Here is an 18,930-nt window from a genome sequence, read left to right on the forward strand (position 1 = left end):
AAGGGGTCGCGTCCGCGCGGCCCTTTTGTTTGCCTGCATGGTTTGGAATGGCGCGGATGCGAACCTACATAGGCTGCATCCTTCAACCGGCCGGCAGGTTTTTCATGGTTCCCTTTTCCATCCTCGACCTTTCCCCCGTTGCCGAAGGCAGCACCGTCAGCCAGTCGCTCGAGAGTTCGGCGCGGATGGCCCGCAAGGCCGAGGAATTCGGTTACAAGCGGTTCTGGCTCGCCGAACATCACGGCATGCCGGGGATCGCCAGCGCGGCCACCGCCGTCGTCATCGGTCATGTCGGGGCGGCGACGAAGCACATCCGGATCGGTTCCGGCGGCGTCATGCTGCCCAATCATTCGCCGCTCGTCATCGCCGAGCAGTTCGGCACACTCGAGGCGCTCTTCCCCGGCCGCGTCGATCTCGGCCTCGGGCGTGCGCCGGGGACGGATATGCGCACGGCCCAGGCGCTGCGGCGCAATCTCGAGGCCGGCGCCAACAGCTTCCCGAACGACGTGGTCGAACTGCAGCAACTGCTCGGCACGCCGGTCGAGAACCAGGCGATCCTTGCCGTCCCCGGCAACGGTTCGCATATTCCGATCTGGCTGCTCGGCTCCAGCCTCTACAGCGCCCAGCTCGCCGCCATGCTCGGGCTTCCCTATGCCTTCGCCTCGCATTTTGCGCCCGACATGCTGCTCGATGCGATCGCGATCTACCGCGACCGCTTCCAGCCCTCGGCAATGCTCGACAAGCCCTATGTGATGGTCGGCGTCATGGGCGCGGTGGCGGCGACGGACGAGGAGGCGCGCTATCATTTCACCTCCGCCGAGCAGCAGTTCGTCAACCTGCGCCGCAATGTCCGCGGTCCGTTCCCGCGTCCGGTGGCCGATATGGAGGCGTTCTGGTCGCCGATGGAGAAGATGAACGTCGAACACACGCTGCGTTATGCCGTGGTCGGCTCGCCGGAGACGGCAGAGGCAAAACTGACGGCGTTTCTCAAGGAAACGCAGGCCGACGAGGTGATCATCTCCATGCCGATCCATGATATCGAGACGCGGCTGAGATCGGTGGAACTATTCGCGGGCCTGGGAAACTTCATGCGCGTGGCCGCGTAGGGGTTCGCAACGAGCGTTTTGAGAGCGGAACATCGTATGCGAGGCGAGGAGCTACCCGTCAGAAAAAGCCCGGCGTCGCAACCGGGTTCGAAGGCGGCCAACCACTCTTTCGTCATGCTCGGGCTTGTCCCGAGCATCTGCCGTGGCTGCAGCAGATCCTCGACACAAGGCCGAGGATGACGCCGAGTAAAGAGCAAGGTTTGTCAACAAACTGAACCCGACGCTGCAGCGGGGTTTTCTATCGGGATGTCCGAAAAACTCAGGCCGAGAGCTTGGCCAGCACTTCTTCCGAGACCTCGAAGTTGGAATAGACGTTCTGCACGTCGTCATCATCTTCCAGGCTATCGATGAGCTTCATCAGCGACTGGGCTTTTTCTTCGTCCACCGGCACATTGTTCTGGGCGCGCCAGACGGCCTTGACGGTTTCGGCTTCGCCGAGCCCGGATTCCAGCGCTTTCGATACTTCGCCGAGGGCTTCGAAGGCGCAGGTGATGTAGTGGCCCTCTTCGTCGGTCTCGACGTCGTCGGCGCCGGCTTCGATCGCGGCTTCCATCACCTTGTCGGCATCGCCGATGGAAAGCTTGTAGGTGATTTCGCCGACATGGTCGAAGGAGAAGGAAACGGAGCCGGTCTCGCCGAGGGCGCCGCCGGCCTTGGTGAAGATCGAGCGGACGTTGGAGGCGGTGCGGTTGCGATTGTCGGTCAGGGCCTCGACGATGATCGCCGTGCCGCCGGGACCGTAGCCCTCGTAGCGGACTTCATCGTAGTTTTCGCCATCGGCACCGGCTGCCTTCTTGATGGCGCGGTCGATGTTGTCCTTCGGCATGGACTGGGCCTTGGCGTTCTGGATCGCCAGGCGAAGACGGGCATTCATCGTCGGGTCGGGCAGGCCGGCCTTGGCGGCAACGGTGATTTCGCGCGCAAGCTTGGAGAACATTTTCGACCGCACGGCATCCTGACGGCCTTTGCGGTGCATGATGTTTTTAAACTGTGAATGGCCAGCCATGGCACCCCTGTTCACGTCTCATTGTTCGGAATGGGGCGCCTTATAAGAGCGAAACCGCACCTGTTCAAGGGAAAAGCAGTTCGGAACAAAGGCGAAAGGATGACGTTTCAATCGAACTCCATCCAACGGAAAGGAACGGTCATGGCAAGTCTCAGCGAGGCGCGGGAGCAACCAGCACGTCAGCTTTGGGATCAGGTCAACGGCGTTCATGCCGGCATGCTTGGAATTTCCGGGCTTGATATGCACATGCAGCCGATGGCGCCGCATGCCGATCCCACCACCAACACCATCTGGTTCTTCACCAAGACCGACGCCGATATCGTCCGCGCCATCAAGCCCGGCAGCCGCGCGCATTTTTGCGTCATCGGCAAGGATCACGATTATCACGCCTGCCTTTCCGGCGTGATCGAGGTACACCCCGACCCTTCCAAGATCGAGGAATATTGGAGTTCGATGGTGGCGGCCTGGTATGACGGCGGCAAGAAAGACCCGAAACTCACCATGCTTTCCCTGCATGTCGATGATGCCGAGATCTGGGTTTCCACCGGCAACACCCTGAAATTCGGGTGGGAGATCGCCAAGGCCAATCTCGACGACGACAAGATGCCCGACGTCGGCGTGAAACGCCACCTGCAGTTTGCCTGATACGCAAGGCTTGAAGGAACCCGCCGGACCTTCTTACTGCACGCCTTTCATGACGTAGATCAGCGGCTTCTTCGGCAGCGTGCGCATGGAGACGGTGATGCTGTCATCGGGCGCATAAGCGACATCGAAGTCCTTGCCGAACATGGCGACGAAGGCGCTGACCGGCGGGCCGCGGCGGTGCATCGGCAGGATCAGCGACGAGCGCAGCCGCTTGATCACACGGCTCATGCTGTCGGCGCCCATGGTCAGGCCGCCGTCGACCGGCACCATGACGACGTCGAGGCGGCCGATCTCGGTATAATGGATATCCGTCAGCTCGTAATGCAGGTGACCGAGATGGCCGATGCAAAGGCCGGCAATTTCGAAGACGAAAATCGAGTTTCCATTCTGCTGCGAGCCGCCGAGGCCATAGCTGAAGCGGATATCCGTGGCGATGTTGCGGATATGGGCGTCGCCGACCACAAGATCGATCTTGGCTGCCTCGCCGGGAACATCGCTCCAGCCATGCAGCACATGCTTGATCCCCGGCTCAGGCGCCAAGGTGAAGTGGGTCGTATGCGCCTTGTTCATCGTTACGACATCTGGAAGCGCCGCCGGCCGGTACCAGCCGTTATAGTCGGTCGCGATGATGATGCCGGCGGGCGTATCGATCTCGAAAGTGGAGTGGCCGAGGAAGGTGAATTTGACGTCCTCGCCCTCGGAGACGGCAGGTGTGACCGGCTGGGCGCCGGAAAAGCTGGCGAAGGTCGCCTTGGGGATGGTCTGCGCGATCGCCTGGCACTGGCTGACGGGCGCTCGCTGTTCCTGCGCCGTTGCTGCGCGACCCGACACGATGAAGGCGGTAAGGCATGCGATCGCGAGGACAAGATGTTGCGGCCTCATGCCACCCCTCCGGCGCTTTCACGTGAAGGCCGGAGAATGCGGCAAGAGGTCGCAGGGGTCCAGACCGAGGCTGCTCACATTTGCGTGTTGGTCGCGGTGGGTTACCGCCAGAACTCCGGCACGGTCTCGGACAGGCGCGGCCCGAGCCGGAGCGGCGCGATCTTTTCGGCCAGTCCTGTCGCGTCGGAAATTTCGACGCCGACGCCGCAGATCGTCGCCGGGCCGCTCGCCGCTTCCATACGGCCCTTCGGCATCTTGGAGATGAAGCGGTTGAGCGGCTCCTCCTTGTCCATGCCGAGCGAGGAATCGTAATCGCCGCACATTCCGGCATCCGACATATAGGCCGTGCCGCCGTTCAGGATCTGCGCGTCGGCGGTCGGCACATGGGTATGCGTGCCGACGACGAAGCTGGCGCGGCCGTCGACGAAATGGCCGAAACACTGTTTCTCGCTGGTCGCTTCCGCATGGAAATCGAAGATGATCGCATCGGCCTGCTCCTTCAGCGGGCAGGCGTCGAGGATCACCTCCGCCGATTTGAAGGGATCGTCGAGTTCCGGATGCATGAAGACCCGGCCCATGACATTGGCGACGAGCACGCGCGCGCCGTTCCTGGCATAGAAAAGGCCGGAGCCGCGGCCGGGCGTGCCTTGGGGATAGTTGGCCGGCCGCAGAAACTGATCGTGGCGCCCGGCAAAGGCGACCGCTTCCTTCTGGTCCCAGACGTGATTGCCGGTCGTTACGACATCTGCGCCGGCATTGATCGTTTCCAGAAAAATGTCCTCGGTGATGCCGAAGCCGCCGGCGGCGTTCTCGCCGTTGACGATGACGAAATCGAGCCGGAGGTCGGAGATCAGGCCGGGGAGGCGGTCCCAGACCGCCGTGCGTCCCGTCTTGCCGACCATGTCACCCAAAAAAAGCAGCCGCATTCCCTATCCAATCCAAGAGGCAAAAAAGCGCAGGCCGCTTTCTGTCAGGATGGCATCCAGGCTTATGTCATGCGGCTCGTCGGGCACATGTGCCACTTCCTGGCAGTCGAATGCAATGCCGATCAGCTTCGGATGCAGGCGTTTCTCTCTTAGCCGGCTGATGGCGCGGTCGTAATAGCCGGCGCCGTAGCCGATGCGATGGCCGCGGATATCGAAGGCCGAAAGCGGCACCAGCATGATCTCGGGATCGAGAATGTCGGCCTCCGTGCCGGGGGCCACCGTGCCGAAGCCGGTCTCGATGAGAGGCACGTCTTGCGTCAGTTCCCGAAAGGCGATGGTCTGCTTGTCGAGGATCGCCGGCACGCACAGCCGTGCGCCGCGCGCTGCAAACCGGGCCATCAGCGGCCGCAGATCGGCCTCGGACCGGATCGGCAGGAAACCGGAGACGATCGTGCCGGGCGCAAAGGCGACCGCCTCGCCGGCATGTTCTGCCATTGCAAGGCTTTTGGAGATACGCTCCTCAGGAGCGATGGCGTCGCGGGCGGCCAGCCGTTCATTGCGCAACTGCGCTTTCAGTTCTCGTGCGGTCATTCGATCTGCCAGATGTGAGAGGTTCGGCCGAGCATAGACGGCTGGAGGTCCGATGCAAATGCAGGGTGCGACAGGAGCGCAGCGGTTTCACGCCGTGTGGAGCATGCCTATCGCTCCTGCGTCGATTCGTGTGGCGACGCCGGCAGCGCGACGGCCAGCCGCCGCATTGTTTCCTCGAACAGAGGGGTTCCGCCCGGCATCCAGCCGAGCGCGCGGATTTTTGCCGTGCTCATCGGATTGAGCGTTGTCCTGTCGGCCGGAGCCGGCAGCGCATGACGACATTCCGTCTCACGGCGGATGGGGGCAAGGATGTCGCGGGTGTCGACGACGATGTCCGACACGTTGAAGATCTCGCCGGAGATGCGAGTGCTTTCCGTCTCCAGCATCAGCCGCACCGCGCGCCCGAGGTCACGGCCGTGAACCTCCGTTGCCGCGCGGGGAGCGACCGGCCGGCCGGCGCGATAATCGGCGATGAGGCCGTCCCATTTGTTCGGCGAAAGATCGCCATAGACGCCGGTCGCCCTCAGACTGATGCCGGCAAAACCCGGCGTCGAGAGGTGGGTCAGCGCGCCTTCGGCGTCGAGCTTGATCTGGCCGTAGAGCGTCTCCGGCTTCGGCAGCATTGTTTCGGTAAGCTCGGTTCCAGGAGGGTGTTCGCCGTAGGCCGCCCGGCTGGACAGGAAGACGCAGCGGCGTGTGCCGGCGCGTTTGGCCGCTTCGAAAAGCCGGACGGTGCCGTCGAGGTTCAACCTGTGGAAGCTCTTCGGGTCATCGCCTTCGCCGCCGCGATATTTGCCGGGAACATGGCTGAAGGCGGCGTGGACGAAGAAATAGGCGTCGTCGAAAATGTCGATCTGATCCTGATCGGGATCGAGGGAGAGCGCTGCGAACTCGACCGGGCGGGAGAAGAGGCGGGGATGCGGCGCCCGGCGGCCGCCGACGATCACCTGATAGCCGGTGGTCAGAAGCTCCTCGACGACATAGCGGCCGACGAGACCCGTTCCGCCGGATACCAATACCTTCATGCTGCCCCTTCCGGATTGTCCAGCGCCGCGATCTCGGGCACATCGCCGCCATCGTGGAAACGATGCCATAAATCGATCAAAGGTTGTAGCTGCGCTGCCTTGGGATGATCTTTTTCCCACGGTTTTTCATACTGGTAGTGCAGGATCGAGACGCTCTTCCAGTCCCAAAGCGCCGGCATGGTGAACCATACATATTGCAGCATGTTGAAATAGACCGGCAGGCCGTGCCAATCCGGGAAGAAGGTCTCAAGAAAGGTCTGATCGGTGCGGCGCCAGAAGACTTCCGGCGTGTCGAGCCTTTCGAGCATGTGCCGGAACGTGTCATGCGACGGCGTGGCGACGAAGACACCGGAATTCATGCGGCGAAAGTCGGCGAGGCTTTCGTAGACATTGGGGGCGGCGGAAAATTCCGGATAAAGGAAGAGCCTGTCGACGTTCTTTAGCACCAGGGCATCGGCGTCGATGAAGACGCAGCGCTCGTATTCGACGAGCTGCCACAGCCTGAGCTTGCAGAAATTGTCGAGCGGCGAATGGAACGCCGGCTTGCGGCCCCTGGTGAAAGGCGCTGCGGAATGGAGTTGGCCGCGGGCGTGGCGTTCGTTGAAGGCGTCGGACAGCGGCAGGTGCTCGACTTCGATCAGGCGGCAGCCGAGGGTCGCGAGCGGGGCGAGGGCGGCTGCATCGACGCCGCCGGTATGGAGGACGACGATTTCGGCGGTGGTGCCGGTTCGGCGCAAGGAGCGGGCAAGCGCAGTCGCGCCCATGGCGTAGTCGGCGTTGGTGACGAGGGTGACGTAGGCGAGGCTCGAGGTAGACGTCATCGGTCCCTGCCGCCTCCACGCGTGCCCTCATTCCTGTGCTTGTCACAGGAATCCAGCCACGGCGCGTCCGCGCCGTGAATGACTCTTCTGCGCCCAAAGACTTGGGCGCGCTGGATTCCTGTGACAAGCACAGGAATGAGGGGGAGTTCGTCGGACTGACGGCGTTCTAATAACAAACCATTGCTCATGACACCGATTTCAGCCGCATGCCTTCCGGATCGTGGTTGATCGTCGCGGCAATATCCCTGGTCCAGGCGGAGACGGCCGGCACGCGGGCACGGTCGACGCGGTAGGCGAATTTCTTCGCGACGTCGACGATCTCGCCGAGCAGCCCTGTTTCCAGGGTGATCGGTTCGAGGCCGAGATCGAGGAACTTTTCGTTTCGGACGATCAGTTCATTTTCGGCGGCTTCCTTGCGTGGATTGGGCAGCCAGGCAATCGTCGCGCCGCTGATCCTGGCGATCATTTCGGCAAGGTCGCGCACCCGGTGGGTTTCCGTCATCTGATTGAAGATTTCGACGCGGGCGCCGCGGGCGGGAGGATTCTGCAGCGCCAGCTCGATGCAGCGCACCGAATCCTGGATGTGGATGAAGGCGCGGGTCTGGCCGCCGGTGCCGTGCACGGTCAGCGGATAGCCGATCGCCGCCTGGATGAGGAAGCGGTTCAGCACCGTGCCGTAATCGCCGTCATAGTCGAAACGGTTGATGAGCTGCGCGTGGCGGCGCGTCTGTTCAGTATGCGTGCCCCAGACGATGCCCTGGTGCAGGTCGGTGATCCGCAAGCCGTCGTTCTTGGCGTAGAACTGGAAGAGAAGCTGATCCAGGCACTTGGTCATGTGGTAGATCGAGCCGGGATTGGAGGGATAGAGGATTTCCTGGCTGACCGTCTCGCCGCCCGCTGTTTCAATGCCGACCGGCAGGTACCCTTCCGGGATCGCCGCGCCGACCGTTGAATAGCCGTAGACGCCCATGGTGCCGAGATGAATGAGATGAGCGTCGAGGTTGAGCTCGGTCAGGGCGTTCAAAAGGTTGTGCGTGGCGCTGACATTGTTGTTGACCGTGTAGTTCTTATGGCGGTCGCTCTTCATCGAATAGGGCGCCGCCCGCTGCTCGGCGAAATGGATGATGGCATCGGGGCGATTCTCGGAAAGCCATTTCTTCAGCAGTTCGTAATCCCTGGCGAGATCGATCAGGTTGAAGTGGATGCGGCGTCCCGTTTCGGCATGCCAGATGCGGGTGCGCTCCTGGATCGAATCCATCGGCGTCAGCGATTGAACACCGAGTTCGGTGTCGATCCAGCGGCGCGAGAGATTGTCGAGGATATGGACGTCGTGACCGGCGTCGGAGAGATGCAGCGACGTTGGCCAACCAATGAAACCGTCTCCGCCCATAACCGCAATCTTCATCATATCGTCTCCTGATCGGTCGCTCATTATCGGGAATAGTTAGAAATTATGACAATCATTCAATGCCTGGCGGCGGCGCATTCAAGGCCTGCCTGCCGGGCATTCAATGCTTGCCTGTCGAGAGGCGTTGCGCCAAAGAGGGCACCTCAGTTTGGAGAAAATTATGACGGAACGCCCTTTTTCCATTTCGGGAGAGCTGACGGAGGCCGGACATCGCCTCGTCCAGCGGGTTTATTATGAGGACACGGATTTCTCCGGGCTGGTCTATCACGCCCGCTACCTGCATTTTCTGGAGCGCGGCCGCACCGATTATCTGCGCTGCCTCGGCGTCGAGCAGCGCGAGCTCGTCAGCGCCGACGAGGAGGGGCTCGTCTTCGTCGTCCACCGTATGGAGATCGATTTCAAGAGCCCGGCACGCATGGACGACGTGCTGACGATCCTGACGCATACGGAGAAGGCCGGCGGCGCCAAGATGGTACTCAACCAGCAGATCCGTTGCGCCGAGACGCTGCTAATTTCAGCCAAGGTGATCATCGCCGTCATCAACGCCAAGGGGCGGCCGCGACGGCTGCCGGAAACGCTGGCGGCGAAGTTCCTGGAAGGCAGCACGCCGCTATAGCGCCGAATCGCTCGAAATTCGGCCTTGTAAAAACTTGAGTTTTATGTGAAGGAATTTCCGCGCCGCAGGATGAGCGCTCTTTCGGCAGCCGGAGCTTGCTCCGGTCAAGTAATCCAGGAATAAAATCTTGCGAATACAGGCTTGCTGTCACAGTCCGGCACTAACGATCTATTAACCATAATAGTGTCTTACTGGGAAAGTCGGAGTTTGTGCGGTGCACGCCTTCCTTTGACCAAATTTGACGGCAAGAAGGCGGAAGATGAGCTTGGAAGCTTGACCAGGGCTTTGGGCGGCGGCCGCCGGACACTTCTTGCGAGATCACTTTGTGCCGCCCGGTCCAGCACCGGGCGTTTGGATTCGGGGATTTTGGATCAATGGAACAAGTAGGATTGGCAGCAGCCACGACGGACGTCAGCCTCTGGTCGCTTTTCATGCAGGCCGGCATCGTCGTCAAGCTCGTCATGCTCGGGCTCATCGCAGCCTCTGTGTGGACCTGGGCGATCGTCATCGACAAATACCTGGCCTATGGCCGCGCACGGCGCCAGTTCGATAAGTTCGAGCAGGTGTTCTGGTCGGGCCAGTCGCTGGAAGAACTCTATCGCTCCCTGTCGGAGCGCAACAATACCGGCCTGGCGTCGATCTTCGTCGCAGCCATGCGCGAGTGGAAGAAGTCCTTCGAACGCGGCGCCCGCTCGCCGATCGGCCTGCAGATGCGTATCGACCGCGCGATGGACGTGACGCTCGCCCGTGAAACCGAATATCTCGGCGCCCGTCTCGGGTCGCTTGCGACGATCGGTTCGGCCGGTCCGTTCATCGGCCTTTTCGGCACCGTCGTCGGCATCATGACCTCGTTCCAGGCGATCGCCGGCTCGAAGTCGACCAATCTCGCGGTCGTCGCCCCCGGTATCGCGGAAGCGCTGCTCGCCACCGCGATCGGCCTCGTCGCCGCTATCCCGGCGGTCATCGCCTACAACAAGTTCTCCGCCGACGCCGGCAAGCTCTCGGCGCGCATGGAAGGTTTCGCGGATGAATTCTCCGCCATACTTTCGCGCCAGATCGACGAGAAGCTGCAGCCGCGCGCTGCCGCTCAATAACCAACGGAGAATACTGACATGGGTATGGCTGTTGGAGGCAATGGCGGCGGGGGCGGCGGACGCCGCCGTCGCGGCGGTCGGAACAAGGCCGTGATCTCCGAAATCAACGTGACGCCGCTCGTCGACGTCATGCTGGTGCTTCTGATCATCTTCATGGTCGCCGCACCGATGATGACGGTCGGCGTGCCGATCGACCTGCCGGAAACGCAGGCCAAGGCGCTGAATTCCGAGACGCAGCCGATCACCATCTCCGTCAAGAACGACGGCGAGGTGTTCCTGCAGGAAACGCCGATCCCGGCCGCCGAGATCGCCGCCAAGCTCGAGGCGATCGCGACCACCGGCTATAACGAACGTATCTTCGTGCGCGGTGATGCAACGGCGCCCTACGGCGTCATCGCCGACGTCATGGCGCGCATCCAGGGCGCCGGCTTCAAGAATATCGGCCTGGTGACGCAGCAGAAGAAGGACCAGTAGCGTTCAAGATGAAGACCAGCGTCGTCACATCTGCTGTTCTGCACTGCCTGGTGTTGACCTGGGCGATGGTATCGCTTGGCGCGCCGGAATCCTTCAAGGTGGAGGATTTCGAGGCGATGCCGGTCGATCTCGTTCCGGTGGAATCCATCACCCAGATGCAGCAGGGCGACAAGAAGGCTCCGAAGAAGGAGACCTCCGCGCCGGTGCCGACGACGCGGCCGCCGATCGCCCAGCCGGCCGAAAATGCCGGTGACAACAATATCGACCTGAAGACGCCGCCGGTTCCGAACGCCAAGCCCAGCAACAGCGAAGCGGCTGCCGCCAATTCCAGCGAAAAGCCGCAGCCACAGGTCGATCCCAAGCCGAACGACGTCAAGGAAGTCAACAAGGAAGAGACCGAGGTCGAGCAGCCGAAGGAAGTTGCTTCCATTCCGCCGCCGAAGCCGGTTGAAGCGACACCGCCGAAGCCCGAGGAAAAGCCGCCGGAAGAACAGGCCAAGCCTGAGGAGCCGCCGAAGCCGGATGCGGAAGCATTGCCGGACAAGGTGCCGACGCCGGTCGTCAAGCCGCAGGTAAAGCCGCCGGAACCACAGAAGGCTGCTGAAAAGCCGCCGGAAAAGACTCCAGACCAGCCGAAGGCTGCGGAAAAACCGACAGACAAGAAGAAAGCCGACAAGAAACAGGAAGTGGCGAAATCCGCCTCGTCAATGAAGAGCGATTTCAACGCGGATGAGATTTCGATCTTGCTCAACAAGACCGATCCTTCTGCCGGCGGCGCCAAGCGCTCGACGCAGGAAGCGTCGCTGGGTGCGAAGAAGAGCAATGGTGGTTCCAAGCTCAGCCAGAGCGAAGAAGATGCGGTGCGCGGCTTGATCGAGGGGAATTGGCTTGTCACCCCAGGGATGGAAGGCCTTTCCGGCATGGTCATCAAGGTGCATATGAAACTCGACAAGGATGGCAATATTATTGGTCAGCCAGAAGTCGAGTCATCGGGCGGCAGCAGCAGCGATGCCACACGCCGTGCGTTGGAGGGCGGGGCCTATAGAGCTGTCATGAAGTCCGCCCCCTTCTCGATGCTTCCGAAGGACAAGTATGAGGCTTGGAATGAGTTCGACCTGAATTTCGATCCGAGCTCTATGGGAATCTAGATGCTGACGGATCTGTCCCATGGCAACAAGTCTTTTGCAGCCGCCATCATGCTTGGAGCGATTCTGGCTGGTGCGCCTGAGGTGCTGGCACAGTCGGCCGACGCAGCGGCTTCCGAGAGGTCAGCCATGGATTTACAGCACGCAATCGCTTCCTCCTTCAATGTTCCTCCCGGGCAGGCGAGCGGCGGCAAAGTCGTGATCACCATCCATCTGCGGCTCGACAAGAACGGGGCGATCGTTGGTTCACCCGAGGTAACAGCCTCGGGCGGCAATGACGCTGCTCGAAAAAGCATGTCGGCCGCGGCTCTTCGGGCGGTGCAGCGCTCGTCGCCATTCACGATGCTCCCGAAAGAAAAATACGAATCCTGGAACGAAGTCGTCCTGCACTTCGAATCCGGCGATCCGGCTCCATAGATGCTGAAAGGCTGTTTGGTATGACAAAGTGTTCCTTTTTCCGCGCCATTTTGGTTGCAGTCGGTCTGATGGCCGCGGCCGTCTTTGCGACGCCGGCCAACGCACTGGTCACCCTCGATATTCGAAAAGGCAACGTTCAGCCGATGCCGATTGCGGTGACCGATTTCCAGGGTGATTTGGGGGCACAGGTCTCGCAAGTCATCGCCGCCGACTTGCAGCGGTCCGGTCTCTTCGCACCGATCAACAAAACCGCCTTTATCGAAAAGATCTCCAATCCGGATGCATCGCCGCGTTTCGAGGACTGGAAGGTCATCAATGCACAGGCGCTGGTCACCGGCCGGGTTACCAAGGAAGCGGATGGCCGCCTTCGTGCCGAATTCCGGCTTTGGGACCCGTTCGCCGGACAGCAGATGACCGGTCAGCAGTTCTATACGCAGCCGGAGAACTGGCGCCGTGTGGCTCACATCATCGCCGATGCGATCTACAAGCAGATCACCGGTGAAGAGGGTTATTTCGACACCCGCGTCGTCTTCGTCTCCGAATCCGGCACCAAGCAGCAGCGCAAGCGCCAGCTGGCGATCATGGATCAGGACGGCTTCAACGTGCGCATGTTGACGGATGGCAGCGATCTTGTGCTGACGCCGCGCTTCTCGCCGAGCCGGCAGGAAGTCACCTACATGTCTTTTGCCAATCAGCAGCCGCGCGTCTATCTGCTGCAGCTCGAAACCGGGCAGCGCGAGGTCGTCGGCAATTTTCCCGGCATGACGTTCTCGCCGCGCTTTTCGCCGGATGGCCAGAAGGTGATCATGAGCCTGCAGCAGGAAGGCAATTCCAACATCTATACGATGGACCTGCGCTCGCGCACCACGACGCGCCTGACGTCGACGGCGGCAATCGACACCTCGCCCTCCTATTCGCCTGACGGCGCGCGTGTCAGCTTCGAAAGCGACCGCGGCGGAAAGCCGCAGATCTACGTGATGAATGCCGATGGCTCGGGTCAGACCCGCATTTCCTTCGGCGACGGGTCCTACTCGACGCCGGTCTGGTCGCCGCGCGGCGATCTCATCGCCTTCACCAAGCAGTCCGGCGGCAAGTTCTCGATCGGCGTGATGAAGCCGGACGGTTCGGGCGAACGCATCCTGACGACGGGCTTCCATAATGAGGGCCCGACCTGGGCGCCGAACGGCCGCGTGCTGATGTTCTTCCGCCAGGCGGCGGGCTCCGGCGGTCCGCAGCTCTATTCGATCGACCTGACCGGCTACAACGAACAACTCGTCAAAACGCCGACCTATGGTTCAGACCCGGCCTGGTCGCCGCTTCTGGAGTAAGAGGCGCGGCAATGCCTTCATGTCGCCCCAAAATCATGGAAACCGGGCGACTACGGGACAAATCAGTAAATTGTTAACCATAATCTTTGAGGGGCGGTTAACCGAGTGCGGTTACTGTCCGGAAACCCTGAAATCGCAAGGAGACCCGGCCATGAGCCGAATTCACACCCCGGCAATGAGCCGCATGCAGAATTTCGCCCGCAACCCCGTCATGATCGCGCTTCTGGCCGGTCTCGCGCTTGCAGGCTGCGCCAAGAAGCCGCCGAACAGCGCCGGTGAGCTCGGCCTCGGCGCCGGCGCGGGTGGTGCCGCAACGCCGGGTTCGGCCCAGGACTTCACGGTCAATGTCGGCGACCGCATCTTCTTCGATACCGACTCCTCGTCGATCCGCGCCGATGCCTCGCAGACGCTCGACCGTCAGGCGCAGTGGCTCGGCCGTTACCCGAACTACCAGATCACTGTCGAAGGTCATGCCGACGAACGCGGCACGCGCGAGTACAACCTCGCGCTCGGCGCCCGCCGTGCCGCTGCTGCCAAGGATTACCTCGCTTCGCGCGGCGTTCCGGCGCAGCGCATGAAGACGATCTCCTACGGCAAGGAACGTCCGGTCGCCGTCTGCGACGATATTTCCTGCTGGTCGCAGAACCGCCGCGCGGTCACCGTGCTCGGTGGCGCCGGCATGTAATCTTCGGATATAATTCGTTTTCGGAAGGTGGTCCCGTGAGGGGCCGCCTTTTCTTTTTGACCACACTTTGGCCAGACTCCGTTGCTTTTTGACAGCAATTGGAAAAATCTCCTGTTCGTGCCTCAAGGCGCGAAGAATCACTGGGACAGGACGATACATATGAAGAAACTTGTCGTGGCAGGCATGCTGTGCCTCGCGGCTGTGACCGGGAGCGAGCGGGTGGCCTATTCGGCCTCGTTCTTGGGGCTGCATCTCGGCGGCCGATCCGCGGAGAACCAGGCGTCAGCGCCCGTTGTCAAGGTGCAGAGCGGCGACGCCGAGGTTCGCGTGCAACAGCTCGAAGAGCAGCTGCGGCAGCTGAACGGCCGAATCGAGGAGATGAGCTTCCAGCTGCTGCAGATGCAGGAGACGATCCGCAAGCAGCAGGAAGACAATGAATTCCGCTTCCAGCAGCTCGAAAAGACCGGTTCCGGCGGCGGTGGCGCCAAGGCTCCCGTCAAGAAGAGCGAGACTGATCCCGCTCCGGCAGCGTCCGGCGGGGACGATGTCGCTAGGGTGATCCAAGCACCGCAGGGAGCCGAAACGGCTCCCTCCACCGATGTGCCTGATAATACCGGCCTCGGCCAGCCGCCGAAGCAGCTTGGCTCGATCGACTTCGATCAGAACGGCAACCCGATCGGCGGAACCGTCGACGAAAATGCCAGCATCGGCTCCGGCCCGATTCCCGATGCCAATGGCCGCACACCGCAGCAGACTGCCTCACTCGGCAGTGAGGCGGATCAGTACAAGGCAGCTTATGGCCACGTGCTTTCCGGCGATTACGGCACCGCAGAGCAGGAATTCAACCAATACATCGCCCGTTACCCGAGCAGCGCGCGGGCGGCCGACGCCAATTTCTGGCTCGGCGAAGCGCTCTACTCGCAGGGTAAATATAACGAGGCGGCCAAGACCTTCCTCAACGCGCATCAGAAATACGGCAGCTCGGAAAAGGCGCCGGAAATGCTGCTGAAACTCGGCATGTCGCTTGCGGCCCTCGATAATAAGGAGACGGCCTGCGCGACGTTGCGCGAAGTCTCGAAGCGCTATCCGAAGGCGTCACGCGCAGTCATAAGCAAGGTTGCGAGCGAACAGAAACGCCTCGCCTGCTAAGGTCTTCCGGAATGTCTCCGGAAGCCGCATCGCCTCAAGCGGCGATCCTCCAGTTTCTCGAATCGCTTCAAAGCCCTGCGCGCCTTCTCGTCGCGATATCGGGCGGCAGCGATTCCACCGGCCTGCTTCTCCTCCTCGACGAAGCCGTCAAGGCCGCGCCTCATCTCAAGATTTCCCTTTGTGCTGCCACCGTCGATCACGGGCTGCGCGCCGGCTCCGCGGACGAAGCGCAACAGGTGGCCGCGCTCTGTGCATCGCTCGGCATTTCCCACATCATCGCAGCCTGGAAGGGCGAAAAGCCGAAAACCGGCATCATGGCTGCGGCCCGCGAGGCTCGCTACGACCTCTTGGCGGAATCGGCAGAGAGGCTCGGCGCCAATCTCATCGTCACCGGCCATACGCTCGACGATCAGCGCGAAACATTGCAGATGCGCGGCGTGCGAACAGAGCAACTTTCATCAGGTATCGCCGATGCGGTGCTCTTCGACCGGCGGTTCTGGATTTTGCGGCCGCTTCTCTTTTCCAGCCGGGCTGATATCCGCGCTTTTCTTAAAGATCAGGGTGTTTCGTGGATCGACGACCCCAGCAATGAGGATGTGAAATACGAGCGCGTGCGGGTGCGCCGGCAGCTATCCGCCGATCGAGCGACGGAGACGGATATTCGCGCGGCCTGGGAAACGCGGCTGGCTCTATCGCTACGCGCCGCCGAATGGCTGGACCGCCATTTCAGGCTTCATGGCGGCCTGCTTGGGCAGGTATCTGTCGATGGTTTGCGGCAGGATCGCGCAGTTCTGGACTATGCGCTCGGCCGCCTGACGGCCGTCTTCGGCGGGCAGGCATTCGTGCCGGGGAGGGCGCATATGGAGCGCCTTCTCTCATTTGTCACCGGCGGGGAACCGGGGCGGATGACTGTCGGTCGAGTGGTGTTCGATCTGAGGCGTGACGGGCTTTATCTCTCGCGCGAGAGCCGAGGGATATTGCCTTTGACGCTACGCCCTGGGGAGGCGGGGGTTTGGGACGGGAGGTTTGAAGCCGCAAACGGCTCCGGAGCGATCATAAGGATAGAGGCGCAGGCCGCCCGCTCCTCCCTCATTCCTGTATCCTCAGGGCTTCGCCTGAGGGATGTCACAGGAATCCAGCTACCGCGCGTCGACGCGGTGAATAACTCGACAAAACAGGACAAGTCTTCCGCGCCCAAGGACTTGGGCGTGCTGGAATCCTATGACGAGCACAGGAATGAGGGGGAGTGGAGCAGGGGCCTGCCCAAGGCGGCATGGAAACGTGCCGCCGCCTCAGCGCCGGCTTTTTCCGTCGATGGACACCCTCTATCTCTGGAATCTGTCGGCTCGATCCGTCTGGCGCCCTATTTCGCACCCTTCGACCGCTTTTTGACACGATTTGATTTCATCTTTGCCGACAGGCTTTCGGCGGTTTTCGCGATGGCGCCCTATGCGGGACCGCCTTTAAGAAGTATTGACGGAAAAACCATCTGACCTGGGGGATTGCCTTGGCAACAGCACGGCGCAACCCTATGTTAGAATGAATAAGACGGTCGCCATGAGGCGGCTGTTCCAGTGCTGGGGAGTTCAATGAACCCTAACTTACGTAATTTTGCCTTGTGGGCGATCATCGCGCTTCTGCTGATCGCCCTGTTCAGTATGTTTCAGACGGCGCCGGCGCAGACGGGCTCCCGCGAAATCCCTTATTCGCAGTTTCTGCGTGAGGTCGATGCGGGCCGGGTGAAGGACGTCGTGGTCACGGGCAACCGTGTTTCCGGAAGCTATGTTGAAAACGGCACCACCTTTCAGACCTACTCCCCTGTAATCGACGACAGCCTGCTCGATCGCCTGCAGCAGAAGAATGTTCTGGTTTCCGCCCGTCCGGAAACGGATGGTTCCTCGGGGTTTTTGAGCTATCTCGGCACGCTCCTGCCGATGCTTCTCATTCTCGGCGTCTGGCTGTTCTTCATGCGGCAGATGCAGGGTGGCTCGCGCGGCGCGATGGGCTTCGGCAAGTCCAAGGCCAAGCTTCTGACCGAAGCGCATGGCCGCGTGACCTTCGATGATGTCGCCGGCGTCGACGAGGCCAAGCAGGATCTCGAAGAAATCGTCGAATTCCTGCGTGATCCGCAGAAATTCCAGCGTCTCGGCGGCAAGATCCCGCGCGGCGTGCTGCTCGTCGGCCCTCCGGGTACCGGCAAGACGCTGCTCGCCCGCTCGGTCGCCGGTGAAGCCAATGTGCCATTCTTCACGATTTCCGGTTCCGACTTCGTCGAAATGTTCGTCGGCGTCGGCGCAAGCCGCGTCCGCGACATGTTCGAACAGGCGAAGAAGAATGCGCCCTGCATCATCTTCATCGACGAAATCGATGCGGTCGGGCGCCATCGCGGCGCCGGCCTCGGCGGCGGCAACGATGAGCGCGAGCAGACGTTGAACCAGCTGCTGGTCGAAATGGATGGCTTCGAGGCGAATGAAGGCGTGATCCTGATCGCCGCCACCAACCGTCCCGACGTTCTCGACCCGGCGCTGCTGCGTCCCGGCCGTTTCGACCGTCAGGTCGTGGTGCCGAACCCTGACATCGTCGGGCGCGAGCGCATCCTCAAGGTGCATGCCCGCAATGTGCCGCTGGCGCCGAATGTCGATCTCAAGGTTCTCGCCCGCGGCACGCCCGGTTTCTCCGGCGCCGACCTGATGAACCTCGTCAACGAAGCCGCCCTGATGGCCGCTCGCCGCAACAAGCGTGTCGTCACCATGCAGGAATTCGAGGACGCCAAGGACAAGATTATGATGGGCGCCGAGCGCCGCTCCTCGGCGATGACCGAGGCGGAGAAGAAGCTCACCGCCTATCACGAAGCCGGCCACGCCATCACCGCGCTCAATGTCGCTGTCGCCGATCCGCTGCACAAGGCGACGATCATTCCGCGCGGCCGCGCGCTCGGCATGGTCATGCAGCTTCCCGAGGGCGACCGCTACTCGATGAGCTACAAGTGGATGGTGTCGCGCCTCTGCATCATGATGGGCGGCCGTGTCGCCGAAGAACTCACCTTCGGCAAGGAGAACATCACCTCGGGTGCCTCCTCCGACATCGAGCAGGCGACCAAGCTTGCCCGCGCCATGGTCACGCAGTGGGGCTTCTCTGATCAACTCGGTCAGGTCGCCTATGGCGAGAACCAGCAGGAGGTCTTCCTCGGCCACTCGGTTTCTCAGTCGAAGAACGTTTCGGAAGCGACCGCGCAGAAGATCGACAATGAAGTGCGCCGCCTGATCGACGAAGCCTATACCCAGGCCCGTACGATCCTGACGGAAAAGCACGACGAATTCGTCGCTCTCGCCGAGGGACTGCTGGAATACGAGACGCTGACCGGCGAAGAGATCAAGGCGCTGATTCGCGGCGAGAAGCCGTCTCGCGATCTCGGCGACGACTTCACCGCCGAGCCGTGGTTCGGCGGTGCCGAAGGCCGGCGCGCGGCCTGCGACCAAGGGCGACGAGCCCGAAGCCGGCCTCGAACCGCAGCCGCATTGAGCCGCCAACGCCATCTTCGACAAGGCCGGATTTCCCAAGCGGGAGATCCGGCCTTTTCTATTGGTAACGGGATATAATCATTTTTCTTGC

Annotated in this window: 18 protein-coding genes and 1 pseudogene; 12 read left to right on the top strand and 7 right to left on the bottom strand. The window is 61.6% G+C overall.

Annotation, left to right across the window (positions count from 1 at the left end; translation table 11 throughout):
- Window positions 1-104: 104 nt before the first annotated feature.
- On the top strand, window positions 105-1,106 hold the full coding sequence (locus MHI61_RS27230) for an LLM class flavin-dependent oxidoreductase (protein WP_239792920.1): 1,002 nt from the start codon (window positions 105-107) through the stop codon (window positions 1,104-1,106).
- Between the two features lie 259 nt (window positions 1,107-1,365).
- Here the strand turns inward: MHI61_RS27230 and MHI61_RS27235 are convergent, their stop codons facing one another.
- Window positions 1,366-2,112: a YebC/PmpR family DNA-binding transcriptional regulator gene (locus MHI61_RS27235; protein WP_239791266.1), complete on the bottom strand. Its 747-nt coding sequence runs from the start codon at window positions 2,110-2,112 to the stop codon at window positions 1,366-1,368.
- Window positions 2,113-2,253: 141 nt separating this feature from the next.
- On the opposite strand from MHI61_RS27235, the gene MHI61_RS27240 reads away from it, so the two are divergent.
- Window positions 2,254-2,757 (top strand): pyridoxamine 5'-phosphate oxidase family protein, encoded by a 504-nt coding sequence (locus tag MHI61_RS27240; RefSeq protein WP_097664113.1) that lies wholly within the window; start codon window positions 2,254-2,256, stop codon window positions 2,755-2,757.
- A 33-nt stretch (window positions 2,758-2,790) separates the two neighbouring features.
- Here the strand turns inward: MHI61_RS27240 and MHI61_RS27245 are convergent, their stop codons facing one another.
- The 6 genes from MHI61_RS27245 to MHI61_RS27270 form a co-directional block, all read right to left on the bottom strand.
- Window positions 2,791-3,639 carry an MBL fold metallo-hydrolase gene (locus MHI61_RS27245; protein WP_239791267.1) on the bottom strand — a complete coding sequence of 283 codons (849 nt, stop codon included), beginning with the start codon at window positions 3,637-3,639 and terminating at the stop codon, window positions 2,791-2,793.
- 101 nt (window positions 3,640-3,740) lie between these two features.
- Window positions 3,741-4,565 (bottom strand): TIGR00282 family metallophosphoesterase, encoded by an 825-nt coding sequence (locus MHI61_RS27250; protein WP_239791268.1) that lies wholly within the window; start codon window positions 4,563-4,565, stop codon window positions 3,741-3,743.
- 3 nt (window positions 4,566-4,568) lie between these two features.
- Entirely contained in the window at window positions 4,569-5,156 is a 588-nt protein-coding gene (locus tag MHI61_RS27255; protein WP_010028170.1) for a 5-formyltetrahydrofolate cyclo-ligase, read from the bottom strand.
- Window positions 5,157-5,263: 107 nt separating this feature from the next.
- Window positions 5,264-6,181, bottom strand: a complete 918-nt coding sequence (locus MHI61_RS27260) for an NAD(P)-dependent oxidoreductase (protein ID WP_239791269.1) — start codon at window positions 6,179-6,181, stop codon at window positions 5,264-5,266.
- Window positions 6,178-7,002, bottom strand: a complete 825-nt coding sequence (locus MHI61_RS27265) for a glycosyltransferase (RefSeq protein WP_239791270.1) — start codon at window positions 7,000-7,002, stop codon at window positions 6,178-6,180. Before MHI61_RS27265 ends, MHI61_RS27260 begins: the two co-directional genes overlap by 4 nt.
- A 184-nt stretch (window positions 7,003-7,186) precedes the next feature.
- Window positions 7,187-8,407 (bottom strand): NAD-dependent epimerase/dehydratase family protein, encoded by a 1,221-nt coding sequence (locus MHI61_RS27270; RefSeq protein ID WP_239791271.1) that lies wholly within the window; start codon window positions 8,405-8,407, stop codon window positions 7,187-7,189.
- Window positions 8,408-8,570: 163 nt separating this feature from the next.
- On the opposite strand from MHI61_RS27270, the gene ybgC reads away from it, so the two are divergent.
- The 10 genes and pseudogenes from ybgC to ftsH all read left to right on the top strand — a co-directional run bounded on the left by ybgC (window position 8,571) and on the right by ftsH (window position 18,840).
- Window positions 8,571-9,026 (top strand): tol-pal system-associated acyl-CoA thioesterase, encoded by a 456-nt coding sequence (gene ybgC, locus MHI61_RS27275; protein WP_239791272.1) that lies wholly within the window; start codon window positions 8,571-8,573, stop codon window positions 9,024-9,026.
- Window positions 9,027-9,400: 374 nt separating this feature from the next.
- Window positions 9,401-10,120 (top strand): protein TolQ, encoded by a 720-nt coding sequence (gene tolQ, locus MHI61_RS27280; RefSeq protein WP_004671617.1) that lies wholly within the window; start codon window positions 9,401-9,403, stop codon window positions 10,118-10,120.
- An 18-nt stretch (window positions 10,121-10,138) separates the two neighbouring features.
- Window positions 10,139-10,594: a protein TolR gene (tolR, locus tag MHI61_RS27285; RefSeq protein ID WP_003566333.1), complete on the top strand. Its 456-nt coding sequence runs from the start codon at window positions 10,139-10,141 to the stop codon at window positions 10,592-10,594.
- 8 nt (window positions 10,595-10,602) lie between these two features.
- The gene (locus tag MHI61_RS27290; protein ID WP_239791273.1) at window positions 10,603-11,742 is read left to right on the top strand and encodes a cell envelope integrity protein TolA; all 1,140 of its coding nucleotides are present in this window, start codon (window positions 10,603-10,605) and stop codon (window positions 11,740-11,742) included.
- Window positions 11,743-12,156: a TonB C-terminal domain-containing protein gene (locus MHI61_RS27295; protein WP_239791274.1), complete on the top strand. Its 414-nt coding sequence runs from the start codon at window positions 11,743-11,745 to the stop codon at window positions 12,154-12,156. It abuts the gene before it with no gap.
- 20 nt (window positions 12,157-12,176) lie between these two features.
- Window positions 12,177-13,484: a Tol-Pal system beta propeller repeat protein TolB gene (gene tolB, locus MHI61_RS27300; protein WP_239791275.1), complete on the top strand. Its 1,308-nt coding sequence runs from the start codon at window positions 12,177-12,179 to the stop codon at window positions 13,482-13,484.
- A 151-nt stretch (window positions 13,485-13,635) separates the two neighbouring features.
- Window positions 13,636-14,169 (top strand): peptidoglycan-associated lipoprotein Pal, encoded by a 534-nt coding sequence (pal, locus tag MHI61_RS27305; RefSeq protein WP_239791276.1) that lies wholly within the window; start codon window positions 13,636-13,638, stop codon window positions 14,167-14,169.
- Between the two features lie 159 nt (window positions 14,170-14,328).
- On the top strand, window positions 14,329-15,318 hold the full coding sequence (gene ybgF / locus MHI61_RS27310; RefSeq protein ID WP_239791277.1) for a tol-pal system protein YbgF: 990 nt from the start codon (window positions 14,329-14,331) through the stop codon (window positions 15,316-15,318).
- Between the two features lie 11 nt (window positions 15,319-15,329).
- The gene (tilS, locus tag MHI61_RS27315; RefSeq protein WP_239791278.1) at window positions 15,330-16,811 is read left to right on the top strand and encodes a tRNA lysidine(34) synthetase TilS; all 1,482 of its coding nucleotides are present in this window, start codon (window positions 15,330-15,332) and stop codon (window positions 16,809-16,811) included.
- 96 nt (window positions 16,812-16,907) lie between these two features.
- A pseudogene (gene ftsH, locus MHI61_RS27320) lies at window positions 16,908-18,840 on the top strand (ATP-dependent zinc metalloprotease FtsH).
- Window positions 18,841-18,930: the final 90 nt, after the last annotated feature.

It is taken from the genome of Rhizobium sp. K102, from assembly GCF_022385315.1.
GTDB classification, from domain to species: domain Bacteria; phylum Pseudomonadota; class Alphaproteobacteria; order Rhizobiales; family Rhizobiaceae; genus Rhizobium; species Rhizobium croatiense.

Excerpts from the sequence above, each read along its gene's own strand:
- MHI61_RS27230 (WP_239792920.1), top strand. The coding sequence starts at position 105 with ATGGTTCCCTTTTCCATCCTCGACCTTTCCCCCGTTGCCGAAGGCAGC.
- MHI61_RS27235 (WP_239791266.1), bottom strand. The coding sequence starts at position 2,112 with ATGGCTGGCCATTCACAGTTTAAAAACATCATGCACCGCAAAGGCCGT.
- MHI61_RS27240 (WP_097664113.1), top strand. The coding sequence starts at position 2,254 with ATGGCAAGTCTCAGCGAGGCGCGGGAGCAACCAGCACGTCAGCTTTGG.
- MHI61_RS27245 (WP_239791267.1), bottom strand. The coding sequence starts at position 3,639 with ATGAGGCCGCAACATCTTGTCCTCGCGATCGCATGCCTTACCGCCTTC.
- MHI61_RS27250 (WP_239791268.1), bottom strand. The coding sequence starts at position 4,565 with ATGCGGCTGCTTTTTTTGGGTGACATGGTCGGCAAGACGGGACGCACG.
- MHI61_RS27255 (WP_010028170.1), bottom strand. The coding sequence starts at position 5,156 with ATGACCGCACGAGAACTGAAAGCGCAGTTGCGCAATGAACGGCTGGCC.
- MHI61_RS27260 (WP_239791269.1), bottom strand. The coding sequence starts at position 6,181 with ATGAAGGTATTGGTATCCGGCGGAACGGGTCTCGTCGGCCGCTATGTC.
- MHI61_RS27265 (WP_239791270.1), bottom strand. The coding sequence starts at position 7,002 with ATGACGTCTACCTCGAGCCTCGCCTACGTCACCCTCGTCACCAACGCC.
- MHI61_RS27270 (WP_239791271.1), bottom strand. The coding sequence starts at position 8,407 with ATGAAGATTGCGGTTATGGGCGGAGACGGTTTCATTGGTTGGCCAACG.
- ybgC (WP_239791272.1), top strand. The coding sequence starts at position 8,571 with ATGACGGAACGCCCTTTTTCCATTTCGGGAGAGCTGACGGAGGCCGGA.
- tolQ (WP_004671617.1), top strand. The coding sequence starts at position 9,401 with ATGGAACAAGTAGGATTGGCAGCAGCCACGACGGACGTCAGCCTCTGG.
- tolR (WP_003566333.1), top strand. The coding sequence starts at position 10,139 with ATGGGTATGGCTGTTGGAGGCAATGGCGGCGGGGGCGGCGGACGCCGC.
- MHI61_RS27290 (WP_239791273.1), top strand. The coding sequence starts at position 10,603 with ATGAAGACCAGCGTCGTCACATCTGCTGTTCTGCACTGCCTGGTGTTG.
- MHI61_RS27295 (WP_239791274.1), top strand. The coding sequence starts at position 11,743 with ATGCTGACGGATCTGTCCCATGGCAACAAGTCTTTTGCAGCCGCCATC.
- tolB (WP_239791275.1), top strand. The coding sequence starts at position 12,177 with ATGACAAAGTGTTCCTTTTTCCGCGCCATTTTGGTTGCAGTCGGTCTG.
- pal (WP_239791276.1), top strand. The coding sequence starts at position 13,636 with ATGAGCCGAATTCACACCCCGGCAATGAGCCGCATGCAGAATTTCGCC.
- ybgF (WP_239791277.1), top strand. The coding sequence starts at position 14,329 with ATGAAGAAACTTGTCGTGGCAGGCATGCTGTGCCTCGCGGCTGTGACC.
- tilS (WP_239791278.1), top strand. The coding sequence starts at position 15,330 with ATGTCTCCGGAAGCCGCATCGCCTCAAGCGGCGATCCTCCAGTTTCTC.